The 11655-nt window shown below is 66.6% G+C and carries 11 protein-coding genes; 6 read left to right on the top strand and 5 right to left on the bottom strand.

Annotated elements, in window-relative coordinates:
- The first annotated feature begins 9 nt into the window (after positions 1 to 9).
- Positions 10 to 960 carry a ring-cleaving dioxygenase gene (locus E5S69_RS14015; protein WP_171515257.1) on the top strand — a complete coding sequence of 317 codons (951 nt, stop codon included), beginning with the start codon at positions 10 to 12 and terminating at the stop codon, positions 958 to 960.
- 17 nt (positions 961 to 977) lie between these two features.
- Positions 978 to 1604 carry an NAD(P)H:quinone oxidoreductase gene (gene wrbA / locus E5S69_RS14010; RefSeq protein ID WP_171515256.1) on the top strand — a complete coding sequence of 209 codons (627 nt, stop codon included), beginning with the start codon at positions 978 to 980 and terminating at the stop codon, positions 1602 to 1604.
- A gap of 91 nt (positions 1605 to 1695) precedes the next feature.
- Here the strand turns inward: wrbA and E5S69_RS14005 are convergent, their stop codons facing one another.
- From E5S69_RS14005 to E5S69_RS13990, 4 genes are read right to left on the bottom strand one after another with little or no spacing between them, the layout of a single operon-like run.
- On the bottom strand, positions 1696 to 2742 hold the full coding sequence (locus tag E5S69_RS14005; RefSeq protein WP_171515255.1) for a glutathione S-transferase family protein: 1047 nt from the start codon (positions 2740 to 2742) through the stop codon (positions 1696 to 1698).
- A gap of 21 nt (positions 2743 to 2763) precedes the next feature.
- Positions 2764 to 3681, bottom strand: coding sequence for a tryptophan 2,3-dioxygenase (locus tag E5S69_RS14000; protein ID WP_171515254.1), 918 nt, complete (start codon positions 3679 to 3681; stop codon positions 2764 to 2766).
- Entirely contained in the window at positions 3678 to 5099 is a 1422-nt protein-coding gene (locus tag E5S69_RS13995; protein WP_171515253.1) for an amidase, read from the bottom strand. Before E5S69_RS13995 ends, E5S69_RS14000 begins: the two co-directional genes overlap by 4 nt.
- Positions 5099 to 6217, bottom strand: coding sequence for an iron-containing alcohol dehydrogenase (locus E5S69_RS13990; protein WP_171515252.1), 1119 nt, complete (start codon positions 6215 to 6217; stop codon positions 5099 to 5101). The genes E5S69_RS13995 and E5S69_RS13990 overlap by 1 nt, the downstream gene beginning before the upstream one ends.
- Before the next feature lie 257 nt (positions 6218 to 6474).
- Between E5S69_RS13990 and E5S69_RS13985 the strand changes: the two genes are divergently transcribed.
- Positions 6475 to 7158 carry a nitroreductase gene (locus tag E5S69_RS13985; RefSeq protein ID WP_171515251.1) on the top strand — a complete coding sequence of 228 codons (684 nt, stop codon included), beginning with the start codon at positions 6475 to 6477 and terminating at the stop codon, positions 7156 to 7158.
- Between the two features lie 50 nt (positions 7159 to 7208).
- On the opposite strand, the gene E5S69_RS13980 is transcribed toward E5S69_RS13985, so the two are convergent.
- On the bottom strand, positions 7209 to 7922 hold the full coding sequence (locus tag E5S69_RS13980; protein WP_171515250.1) for a GntR family transcriptional regulator: 714 nt from the start codon (positions 7920 to 7922) through the stop codon (positions 7209 to 7211).
- 136 nt (positions 7923 to 8058) lie between these two features.
- Between E5S69_RS13980 and E5S69_RS13975 the strand changes: the two genes are divergently transcribed.
- From E5S69_RS13975 to E5S69_RS13965, 3 genes are all read left to right on the top strand, one after another.
- Entirely contained in the window at positions 8059 to 8784 is a 726-nt protein-coding gene (locus E5S69_RS13975; RefSeq protein WP_171515249.1) for an alpha/beta fold hydrolase, read from the top strand.
- Between the two features lie 53 nt (positions 8785 to 8837).
- On the top strand, positions 8838 to 10112 hold the full coding sequence (locus E5S69_RS13970; protein ID WP_171515248.1) for an iron-containing alcohol dehydrogenase: 1275 nt from the start codon (positions 8838 to 8840) through the stop codon (positions 10110 to 10112).
- 137 nt (positions 10113 to 10249) lie between these two features.
- Entirely contained in the window at positions 10250 to 11629 is a 1380-nt protein-coding gene (locus E5S69_RS13965; protein ID WP_171515247.1) for an MFS transporter, read from the top strand.
- Positions 11630 to 11655: the final 26 nt, after the last annotated feature.

The raw sequence follows: 11655 nt of genomic DNA, 5'->3' as shown, positions 1-11655 counted from the left end.
GAGAGGACAATGACCATGCTCAAGGGGTTTCATCACCTGACCGTCGGCGTGCGCCATGCACAGGAAGATGTCGACTTCTACGTCAAGCTGCTCGGACAGAGCCTCGTGAAGAAGACCGTGCTGCTCGACGGCGAGGATCCCATCTACCACCTGTATTACGGCAATGCGAATGGCGATCCGGGTACGCTGGTGACGTCGTTCCCGTTTCGCCAGCGGGGCGTCATGGCGCGCCAGGGATCGGGCCAGGTGAGAGTCATCAACTACTCGGTGCCCACCGGTTCGCTGTCGTTCTGGCGCAGCCGCTTCGATGCCATGGCGGTGCCGTATGACAGCGAGATCGTCGAACGCTTCGGCGAGCGCCGCCAGCGGTTCCAGCATCCGTGCGGCATCGAGTTCGATCTCGTCGAAACGGACCTCGACGCGCGTCCGGCTTGCGTCGCCAGCGATATCCCCGAGGCCCATGCCATCCGCGGCGTGCACAGCATCACGCTGTCGCTGCGCGATGTCGCCGAATCGATCCGCTTCATGAGCGAAGTGATTGGCTTTCGCAACGTTGGACAGGCCGGATCCTATTACCGCTTCGAGACCTACACCGGCGGCCCGGGCATGATTGTCGAGTTGCTGCATGAGCCGGACCGGCTCCAGGGCTCGTCGACCTACGGCGAAGGGACGATCCACCATGTGGCCTTCGCCGTGGATAACGTCGAACAGCAGGCGATCCTGAAGGAAAAGCTGTTCGCGCTGGGCTACATCGATACCTCCGAATCGGTGCACCGCAACTACTTCCGCTCGATGTACTTCAAGATGCCCGGCGGGGTGATGTTCGAGGCGGCCACCACCGACATCGGTTTCGCCATCGATGAAGCGCCCGGCCATTTCGGCGAGGCGTTCCAGCTCCCGCCGCGGCTGGTGGAACGCAAGGATGAACTGCTGGGCCGGCTCGAGCCCATTTCCGCATGACATTGCCGGAGACCGACATGCGTAAACCCAGGGTACTGATCGTCTTCTATTCACGGAACAGCGCCACCGAGATGCTGGCCAAGGCTGTCGCCGAAGGGGCCCTCGAGGCTGGCGCCGAAGTCCGCATGCGACGTGCGCGGGAGGTGGTCGGCCCCGACGTCATGCGCCAGGCGCCGGGCTGGCTCGAGAATGCCACCGAGATGAACGCGAAATACGATGCGCCGACCGAAGCGGATGCCGAATGGGCCGACGCCATCGTGTTCGGCACGCCGACGCGGTTCGGCACCATTTCGACCGAGCTGAAGGCCTTTATCGACGGACTCGGCGGCCTCTGGTTCGCGGGCAAGCTCAATGGCAAGGTCGGTTCCGTGTTCGGCTCGACCTCCTCGCGCCACGGTGGCAATGAAGCCACGCTGCTGGCGGCCTACACGCCCATGGCCCACCTGGGCCTGATCATCGTGCCGCTGGGCTATGCCGACGCGGCGATGTTCAAGGCCGGCACCCCGTATGGCGCCACCCATGTTTCGCACCGCGACACCGTGAAGCCCGACGACGATCACCTCGACGTGGCGCGGTACCAGGGCCGCAGGGTGACGACCGTCGCGCGTGCGCTGCGCGTCCAGCCGGAGCCGGTGGCGGCCTGAAAGCAAAGCGTCGACGAAAGAAAAGGGCGGAGACCCGCTGTCTCCGCCCGATGTCTTCATCGGCACAGGCCGATGACAGAATGGCTGCCGTTCAGGCCGGCGCCGCCTCCGCGCAAGCGCCCAGCGCATCCATGTGTGGCGATGGCGGCAGCGAGTCGATCGTGGCGCGGACCGCCTCCCTGCACAGCGAGGGTCGCTTGGCCAGCAGGCCGACATAGCGGCCAACGTTGGGCAGGTCGTCCCACATCGACGCCAATCCCAGATACGCGAGCCGGACCAGGTTGACGCCCCACAGCACATCCGCCAGAGAGAACGCGTGTCCCGCAACATACGGAGACGGTGATGCCCCCAGGGTGCGGTCCAGCTCCTGCAACGCGCCCGCGGCGTGATGGCGGGCCGCGCGCTGGAATGCGGCATCGCGGCGGACCGCGCGGCCGCCGCGCTCCTTGGCGAGCTTGGCGCGATAGGCGGTAACGAGTTCGGTGTCTCCGGCATTGCCGGCAAGCATGGCCTCGATCGCCGCGATCTTGTGGTCGTAGACCGTTTCCATGACCGTCTTGAGCGCCTCTGGCCGCCGGTCGGCGTCGGGGTGCGCGCCGTAGAGCATGGCGCCGTTTGGCATCTGGTCGACGATCTCCATTTGGCGCATCACCGCGGCACGCGCCCGGTCATCGTCAGGCAGGAGCTGGACCGGTGCGCGGGAAACCGCGTCCAGATAGCAGCAGATCCGCCGCGAATCCGCGATCACGCGGGAGGCTTGGTAGTCGACGAGCAGCGGCACGACGCAGGGGTCGAAGCCGTCAGTGTCCACGGCAGTGCGACCGCTATAGCCGCTGACGAAGTCCCGCCCGATTTCCCGTCCGGCCATCAGCCGCAGGCGGACATAGGGCGGGTGATAGTGCTCCGCCGGAATGACGCCGTCCGGTCCCATCGCGCTCAGGATCAGCATGTCGTTCGATCGGTACGGCAACTGCTTCTCGAACAGCACCGTGCGGACCTTCTGCGAACACAGGGAACTGGCCGCGTGGAACAGCTCGAAGCGCGGCTTTGCATCGTTTCCCACGATGGTGATCCGTGCGGGATCGGCGATGGCGGCGCGGGCACTGGCTGCCAGCTTACTCATGAAATCATTAGGCATAGGTTTCCTCCTGCTTGATGGTCAGTTGCTCGTTCCGTTTCCCGGGGCGCTTTGCTGGCCGCCGGCGTGCGGGCACACCGCGGGCGGGTCGCCGATAAAGCCGCGCGCGGACCAGAGTTCCGGGAACGGGATCTCGTTCATGGTTGGCACCAGCCACGCAATGCCTTCGGTGCCGAAGTAGGCCGGCCGGGCGCCGAAAGTGCGGCGTGTTGCCATCAGGTGCAGGTGCTTCCATGCGCAGAATCCCTCGGCGATATCGGCCAGCGTTTCACCAAGCTGCTGCAATTCGCGGTGACGGTCCGGGGCGGCGTAGACCTCGCGCCAGACCTTCTCGACCGCCTGGTCCGGCGTATAGGGCACGCTGAAGTCCCGCTCGGGGGCCGTCACCGGTACGGCGAAGCCCTTGCGGCCCAGGTGGGCAAGCACGTCGTCGTACAGGCTCGGCTCGGCCAGCGCCTTGCTGAGCTGCTCCCAGCGCTGCGGCTGCGGCAGGAAGTGCTGCAGGTGCTCGCCCTGCTTGATGCCGAGCAGGTAGACCATGTGGCGGAACGTCCAGCCCTGTAGCGCGGTGTCCTTGCCGTATTTGGGGCCAACGCATGACAGGATGGCCAGCAAGTCGACCGGCGTCATCCACGCGATGGAGCGCCAGGTGGCATTGAGCGGCTCATGGTGGGCGACCACGCGCCGCAGCGTGCTGCAGGCCCCCGCCAGGTCGTCGGCACGCAGTTGCGCCTGCGCGGCCTGGATTTCGCGGACGATCAGCATCCAGTAGAGCTCGGACACCTGCGCCGATACGATCCATGCGTATTCGCCGGGATGCTTGCTGACGGGGTGCTGCAGCGAGTGAAGCAGGTCGGTCTGCAACCAGTCGCTGTATGGCGTACGCCCGGCCGGGGCTTCCGCCGGCGCCAAAGGTGCGGACTTGGCGGTATCGTTCATTCTGGTCTCCTTGTGGTGGTGTGGTCAGGCAAGTCTTGTGCAACGGAGGCAGGCCCCAGCATGGATTCCACCTGCTGCGCGAACTGCAGCAGCGCGCCGTCGCCGCCAGGCCTGGCGACAATCTGCAATGCCGCCGGCAGGCCGCCGTGGCGGGACGGCAGGGGAATCGAGATAGCCGGAAACCCTGCGACGTTGAAGGGGGCGGTATAGGTCATCAGGGCCTCGCGGACCGTGCCGGTCCAGGCGCCGATGTCGACCGTGCCGGCATCGCGGGGTGGGGCGGTGCAAGGGCAGGTCGGCAGCACCAGAAAGTCGAAGGTCGACATCGCCGCATGCAGCCGGGCCGTGAAATCCCGCCTCGCCTGCTGGGCCGTCGCATAAGCGCGCAGGTCCATGGCCTGCGCGCGCCGCAGCCGGTCGACCGTCTCGGGGTTGTAATGCGTGGCGATGCGTTCCCAGTCATGGCGGCGCAAATGCTCGATGCCGCCCTCGATCAGGACGATGGTCGCGAAGGCGTCGAACACGGCGTCGAACACCGCGTCCGAGCGCTGGCTTTCGCCCAGGTCCTCGCAGGCATAGCGCCGTGCCAGTCGCTCCACCACCGCATCGAAAGCGCCGGCAACCTCCCCGCTCAGCGGCACCGGCGCGATGTGCCGGACAATGCCAAGGCGAGCGCAACGCCTGGCATCGACTGGAGGCGTGGCGATGCCGACGGCATTGGCGAGCACCCGCACGTCGTCGACCCTTGCCCCCAGCAGGCCGACATGGTCGCAGGTGGGCGCCAGCGGAAACACGCCGCGCGTGGAAAGCGTGCCCAGCGTCGGCTTGAAGCCCACGACACCGCAGAGCGCGGCCGGAATCCGCACCGAGCCGCCGGTGTCGGTGCCTACGCCCGCCAGGACCGCGCCATGCGCGATCGCCGCCGCGGCGCCACCGCTGGAGCCACCGGGAATGCGGGCAGGGTCGATGGGGTTCAGGGTATCGCCGAAGCTGGGGCTGGCGGTCGTCACGCCCCACGCAAATTCGTGGGTGGTGGTCTTGCCGATGACGATGGCGCCGCATTCCGTCAATGCCTTCACGATGTCGGCATCGGCAGCCGGAACATTGCCGCGGCACGCCGCCGATCCGTACCTGGTCTCGATGTCCTTGGTGTCGATCAGGTCCTTGATCGCGATCGGCAGGCCTTCCAGCGGTCGCTGGCTGCCTTCGCCGTAGCGGCGGTCGCTTTCGGCCGCGGCCTGCAAGGCGCGTTCCCCGTCAATGACCGCGAACGCGTTGAACGCTTGCTGGCAGGCTTGCGCGCGGCGGATCGCCGCTTCGGTCAGGTCTTTCGCGGTGATCCGCCGGCTGGCCAGGGCCTCGAGGGCGGTGCGCAGGCAGGCGGGGTGCGGGAAGCTGTCGGAGGGCTGGCGGTTCATTACCACAGGCTCTCCAGCAGCGCATCCAGCTTGGTGCCCGCATTGTCGCCAAGATCGCCGACCTCGGCCGGATAATTCTGCCTGAGCAGCGCCGACAGCTCGGGAAGCCTGGCCCGATCGAAATCGAGGTCGCCGAGGCGGCTCGGCAGTTGCAATGCGTGCACGGCCGCTTCGATGCGGTCCGCGAGAAAGGCAGCGGGCATGCGGCTGCCACGGTCCGTGGAGAAGATCTCGAGCTTGCGGCCATAGGTGCCGGCACAGGCGCGGATGACTGGCGCCAGCGCTATGCACGATGTCAGGCTGTGAGGGACGCCGAAGGTACCGCCGAGGATGTGCCCGATGCGATGGCTCAGGCCGTAGATGACCGATGCGGGGTAGAAATAGCACTGCCACGCGGCGAGTTGAAGCTGCAGCAGGTCGTCGGTCGAGACCAGGCCGCCCGCGATGGCTGCGCGCGTTTCGAGCTTGCGCGGCCACTTTTCCAGTACGGCCAGGAAGCGCTCCACGCCCCTGGCGGCCAGGATCGCATGAGGATGGTCCACCTCGACCCGGCGCATGCCTTCCACGGCATGGTCGATGCCCTTGATGGCCGAGCTCAGCAGCAACGTGCGCGGGGTGTCGACAAGCATCCGCGGGTCGAGCACCACCAGCCTCGGCGTGGTTTCGCGAACCGCATGGCTGCGCTTGAACTTCCGCGGACCGTCTGTCTCGGTCACGCCGAAATAGTGTGAGAACTCCGAACCCGACAACGTCGTCGGGATCGCCGCAATCGGCAGGTAGCGGCCCGTCTGCTGGAAATGCAGGTGCGAGACTGCCTTTGCGGCATCGAGCACGGAGCCGCCGCCGAGGGCGATGATCGATTCCGCATGGGCCCCGATGCAGGCGCGCAGCCCGTCATGCACGGCGAAATCGGGAACATGCGGCGGCAGGTCGGTGAAGGTCCCCACGCTGTCGCCAATGGCAGGTTGCAGGTGCTCGCGGTTCAAGGCGTCAAGGAACGCGACGGTGAACGTGATCGGGCGGCGGATGCCGTAGTTGCCCATGGACGCCGCGGCGGCTTTCAGCACGTCGAGTCCCCAGACAATCTCTTCCTGCGGCAGGCATTTCAACTGATTCATTCCACATCTCCACCATATGTTCGTATGGGGTCGGGGCTCCGACCTGAGTAGGAAGATAGGCGAATCGGCTGCGCGCGTGCGCGTGGGATTGCGGAACGCAGCGTCCCGGAATCTGGACGCTGGAGCTGTGCGGATGGGCGCTGGTCGTTCGCAGTTTCCGGACGGAGCTTTCCAGACTTGGCGTCTTCACAAGGCAGGGGAGATGTCTATGATCTTTTCCATCGCAGCGACCCCACCACTAGAACGGAGACATGACGATGGAGACCATCCAACTGACGGAAGCGCTGATTCGCGGACGCCAGAGCAAGCGCGGCTTTCTCGACCGCCCGGTGCCGATCGAGACGGTCAGGGACATCCTGTCCGTCGCGAAATACGCGCCAAGCTCGAGCAACACGCAGCCCTGGCGCTGCTATGTGCTGACCGGCAAGGCGCGCGACAAGATCACGGAAGCCGCGGTCGAAGCGTACCGCGCCGCGCCCACGGAACTCGCGCCCGAATACCCGTTTTTTCCCAAGGAACTGCCGGCGCCGTTCTCTGCGCGTTTTAATACGTTTCGCGGGATGCTGGGCGATGCGCAGGGTGTGCCACGGAGCGATATCGTCGGGCGCCGACGCGACGTCGAGCGGCAGTTCCGGTTCTTTGACGCACCAGTGGGGCTGATCTTCACCATGGACAAGCGCCTGGAGTGGGCCAGCTTCCTCTGCTATGGCTGCTTCTTGCAGAACATCATGCTGGCCGCGCGCGCGCGCGGGCTGGATACCTGTCCGCAGCAGATCTGGTCGCTGCAATCGGCGGTGCTTCGTGAAGGCGTGGGCATCTCCGGCGGGGAAATGATCGTGGCCGGCATGTCGCTAGGCTATGCGGACAACAGTATTCCGGAGAACAACATGGAGCTCCGCCGGCTGGAGCTGGACGAGTTTGTCTCGTTCGTGATGGGCTGATACACGGCCTGCCAGGCTGGCGGGCGCCAATGGCGTACCCGCCTTGCGGCCTAACGATAGTCACCCAGGACCGTGGCCCGCGTGAACTCCTCGATATTGTCCAGCAGCGCGTCGAGCGCAGCGCCGGCGCCGTCGACTTCGCCGCGCGCAATGGCCGATGCCACGGCGGCGTGCAGCTTCGACATGGTGGGCAGGTCCGCGGCTTCCTTGTAGTGCAGGTACCAGAACCGGCGCGACAGGCCGTGCATCAGCCGCATGGCGCCGTCGGCGAATTCATTGCGCGCCGCCACCAGGCAAAGCTCGTTGAATTCACGATCGGCGCGGACGAACGCGACATCGTCGCCGTTGCGTGACGACTGTTCGAACTCCTTGGCCAGCCGCTTGAAGTGATTGCGCTGTTCGGGCGTGGCGCGCCGCGCGGCGCTGCGGCAGATCAGGCGTTCCACCTCGCGGCGGGTCTCCAGCAGGCGCAGTTGCTTGCCGACGTCGATCGGCGCGATCAGCAAGCCGCGCTGCGGCAGCACCATGATCAGGTGCTCGCGCGCCAGCCGCTGGATCGCTTCGCGAATCGGCGTGCGCCCGATCCCCGTCATTTCGCTCAGCTGCAGCTCGGATACCGAGCTGCCCGGCGCCAGCTGCAGCGTGACGATGGCTTCCTCGATCTGCTCGTAGGCCAGGTCGGTCAGCTTGCCGCGCTGGCTGGCAGCCTCTTCAGGCTCTGGTGCCGTCGCGGCGCGGGGGCGGGTGGCAGTTCTTGCGTTCATGGCCAAAGGTTCGGAAGCAGGAAAACCGATTGTATATGAGCCGTACGCAGCTTTTGTACACATCGCACAGCAAGCTTGCACACGCGCTGTGATCTGCTACTATCCGACTAATATATTAGATGTGTAGGGAGACCCGATGGCGGACGATGACGTATGGGTCGTAGGGCGGGGCCCCGTGACAGTGGTCGCCGTGCATGGCATCCAGGGCACGCGCGGCGCCTGGGTGCCGTTGGCGGAGCACCTTGCCGACCGGTGCACCTTCGTCCTCCCCAACCTGCCGGGGCGGGGAAAGGCGCTGCCACCGGCTGGTGCGCAGGCTTGCTCGCTCGAGGCCAGCGCCGATGTGTTGCGGCGCACGCTTTGCACCTGCGTGAGCGGCCCGTTCGTGCTGGCCGGATGGAGCATGGGCGTTTCGGTGGCGCTGGCCTATCTTGCCGCTGCGCGCCACCGCCGGGGTCAGCCAGTGCCTGCAGAGCTGCTGCTGGTTTCCGGCACGCCGCAGCTGAACGCGGTGCAATGGTTCGAGCCCGCGCCAGCCGGGACATTGCTGGACGCGATTGCCACGCGCGAACGGCGGCTGGGGCTGGTCGAGGCAGCGGACCATCGCACGGTGGCGTGGACCTGGGAATCGATCCGCCACACGGACCAGCGTGATGCGCTGGGACAGGTGCGTTGCCGGACCCTGGTCATCCACGGCAGCGAAGACCAGGACTGCCCACTTGCCCACGGCGAGATGCTGGCAAACGGCATTGCCGGAGCCCAACTGCTCGTGCTGCAGGGCGCAGGCCATGGCGTGCTGACGCAGCGCACGCAGGAAATCGCCCGTCACCTGGAGGCGCGCTGGCCCGCACGGCTGGCATAGCGGCGCCATCCACCGCCATCCCCATCAGCCGAAACCACCCCACAGGAGACAGCATGAGAGTGGAAGACCTCGTATATTTTTGCGCCCCGGCGCGGCTGGTCATGGGCGCGGGATGCCGTGCGCAGCTGCCCGCGCTGCTGCGCCGGCTCGGCTATCGCCGCGGCCTGCTGGTGACGGACAGGTTCTTTAGCGGCGCCACGCCGTGGGTCGACGAACTCGTCGCTGGCGCGCGCGCGCAGGGCGTGGAGTTGCTCGTCTATGACGGCGGCATGGCCGATCCCACCACCACGTTGTGCGACACGGCCACGGCGGCCGTGCGCGAACGGCTTGGCGGCCTGCCGGTCGACCATGTCATCGCGCTGGGTGGCGGCAGCAACATCGACCTGGCCAAGGCGCTGTGCCTGACCCTGCCGGGCGGCAAGCCCGTGCGCGCGTTCCTTGGCCGGATCGACGCCGGCACGCCCATGCTGCCGCTGGTGGCCATGCCCACCACCGCCGGCACAGGCTCGGAGGCGACGCCCGGCGCGATCCTGGTCGATCCGGACAACGCCACCAAGGTGGCGGTCATGGACAACCGGCTGCGCCCTGCCGTGGCGCTGGTCGATCCCGAATTCACCTATACCTGTCCGCCGCGGGTCACCGCGGATGCGGGCATCGATGCGCTGACCCATGCGATCGAGTCCTACCTGACACTCGATTCCGCCAGCTTCGATCGTGGCGGCGATCCAGACCCGGGCTACAGCGGCCGCAACGCGGTGACGATGCTGTTCGCGCACGAGTCGATCCGCTTATGCGGCCGCTACCTGTTGCGCAGCTACCAGGACGGCAACGACCGCGAAGCGCGCATCGGCATGAGCTACGCCAGCACCTATGCGGCGTTGTCCTACGGCAGCGCGGGACTCAACGCCGTGCATGGCATCGCCTACGCCGTCGCGGGCCAGACGCATCTGTCGCATGGCACCACCAACGCGGTGATGCTGCCGTATGTGCTCGATGCGCTGGGCGACGTGCGCCGCGAGGAGTTGCTGGCCATTGCCCGCCTGCTGGACATCGCCGAGAGCGATCCCGATATCGCGGTGGCACAAGTGCCCGGAGCGCTGCGCGGCCTGGTGGCGTCCGTTGGCCTGCCGACCACCCTCCAGGCTTGCGGCATCGAACCGGGCGACCTCGACGCGCTTGTGCGCGATGCGCTGGCGGTCACCCGGCTTGCCAAAGCCTTCCCCGCGCCGGACGTCTCAGCGCGCTATGACGCCATTGTCCGCAATGCATGGGCGGGCACGCTGTCCGGTGACGCACCCGCCGCGACGCAACCGCGGCGGGTCGCATAGGTTGCTGAGGGGGCCCCTTTTGCCGGAGTCGCCGGCCGGCCTACGGTAAACCATTACTTGAACATCAGTCATGTGCAACTAATATATTACGAAAGCGCGCCACCACAGAGCGCGTCTCACTGACACAGGAGACAACCATGGATATGTCTGCAGGCGCCCTCAAGCTGGAAGCGGGTATCGCGGCGCGGCTGGAACGATTGCCGATGACCGGCTACCAGCGCTCGCTGTTCGGCATCATCGCCACGGCGTGGTTTTTCGATTCGATGGATCTGGGCCTGATGACCTTCGTGCTGGGCTCGATCAAGGCCGAGTTCGGCCTGAGCGCGGCGCAGGCCGGCCTGCTGGCCAGCTCAAGCTTCCTCGGCATGTTCCTGGGCGCCGCGATCGCCGGCCTGCTGGCGGACCGCTTCGGCCGCAAGCCGGTGTTCCAGGTCAGCATGATCTTCTGGGGCGTGGGCAGCCTGATGTGCGGGCTGGCTGACAGCGTGACGTCGCTGATGATCTATCGCGTGCTGCTCGGCTTCGGCATGGGCATGGAGTTCCCGATCGGCCTGTCGATGGTGTCGGAGATCGTGCCAGCGAAGAGCCGCGGCAGGTATGTCGCGATCCTGGAGGGCTTCTGGCCGATCGGCTTTATCGTGGCCGGCGCGCTGACCTACCTGCTGCTGCCGGTGATCGGCTGGCGCGGCATCTTTATCGCGCTGGCAGTGCCGGCGGTGTTCGTGTTCGTGGTGCGGCGCATGGTGCCCGAGTCGCCGCGCTGGCTTGAGGACGTCGGCCGCAAGTCCGAGGCCGATACGGTCATGGCTGGCATCGAGCAGCGCGTGGAACGCGCCTGGGGCCGTCCACTGCCGGCGGTGTCCGCCACCTTCGGCGGCCCGCAGGCGCCGAGCCGGAAGGCGCGCTTCATGGAGCTGTGGAGCGGCCCCTACGCGCGCCGCACCATCATGCTGTGGTCGGTCTGGTTCTTTGCGTTGCTGGGCTACTACGGGCTGACCACCTGGCTCGGTGCGCTGCTGCAGCAGGCCGGCTATGCCGTCACCAAGTCCGTGCTCTACACGGTCTATATCTCGCTGGCCGGCATCCCGGGGTTCATCTTCTCGGCATGGCTGCTGGAAAAGTGGGGCCGCAAGCCTACCTGTGCGCTGATGCTGATCGGCAGCGCCGTGGCCGCGTATGCCTACGGCCAGGCGGCCGTGCACAGGTTGCCCGTGGAGCAGTTGATCGCCGCGGGCTTGTGCATGCAGTTTTTCCTGTTCGGCATGTGGTCCGTGCTCTATGCCTATACGCCGGAGCTGTACCCCACGCGTTCGCGCGCGACGGGCTCCGGCTTTGCCTCATCGGTCGGCCGCATCGGCTCGCTGGCCGGACCCTACCTGGTCGGCGTGCTGCTGCCGGTCGCGGGACAGGGCGGCGTCTTCACGCTCGGCGCCCTGTCCTTTGCGGTGGCCGCAGCAGTGGTGCTGCTGCTGGGCGTCGAGACCCGCGGCAAGGCGCTGGAGGAAGTCTCGCATTGACGGTTGATCGCGCGGCGTCCTGCCGC

This window comes from Cupriavidus necator, assembly GCF_013141915.1.
GTDB lineage: Bacteria > Pseudomonadota > Gammaproteobacteria > Burkholderiales > Burkholderiaceae > Cupriavidus > Cupriavidus necator_B.
This window is presented reverse-complemented; position numbering and strand designations above follow the sequence as displayed.

What these genes read in the sequence shown, in the direction of transcription:
- E5S69_RS13995 (WP_171515253.1), bottom strand. Translation starts at nt 5,099, where the DNA reads ATGAACCGCCAGCCCTCCGACAGCTTCCCGCACCCCGCCTGCCTGCGC.
- E5S69_RS13980 (WP_171515250.1), bottom strand. Translation starts at nt 7,922, where the DNA reads ATGAACGCAAGAACTGCCACCCGCCCCCGCGCCGCGACGGCACCAGAG.
- wrbA (WP_171515256.1), top strand. Translation starts at nt 978, where the DNA reads ATGCGTAAACCCAGGGTACTGATCGTCTTCTATTCACGGAACAGCGCC.
- E5S69_RS13965 (WP_171515247.1), top strand. Translation starts at nt 10,250, where the DNA reads ATGGATATGTCTGCAGGCGCCCTCAAGCTGGAAGCGGGTATCGCGGCG.
- E5S69_RS13970 (WP_171515248.1), top strand. Translation starts at nt 8,838, where the DNA reads ATGAGAGTGGAAGACCTCGTATATTTTTGCGCCCCGGCGCGGCTGGTC.
- E5S69_RS13985 (WP_171515251.1), top strand. Translation starts at nt 6,475, where the DNA reads ATGGAGACCATCCAACTGACGGAAGCGCTGATTCGCGGACGCCAGAGC.
- E5S69_RS14000 (WP_171515254.1), bottom strand. Translation starts at nt 3,681, where the DNA reads ATGAACGATACCGCCAAGTCCGCACCTTTGGCGCCGGCGGAAGCCCCG.
- E5S69_RS14005 (WP_171515255.1), bottom strand. Translation starts at nt 2,742, where the DNA reads ATGCCTAATGATTTCATGAGTAAGCTGGCAGCCAGTGCCCGCGCCGCC.
- E5S69_RS13975 (WP_171515249.1), top strand. Translation starts at nt 8,059, where the DNA reads ATGGCGGACGATGACGTATGGGTCGTAGGGCGGGGCCCCGTGACAGTG.
- E5S69_RS14015 (WP_171515257.1), top strand. Translation starts at nt 10, where the DNA reads ATGACCATGCTCAAGGGGTTTCATCACCTGACCGTCGGCGTGCGCCAT.
- E5S69_RS13990 (WP_171515252.1), bottom strand. Translation starts at nt 6,217, where the DNA reads ATGAATCAGTTGAAATGCCTGCCGCAGGAAGAGATTGTCTGGGGACTC.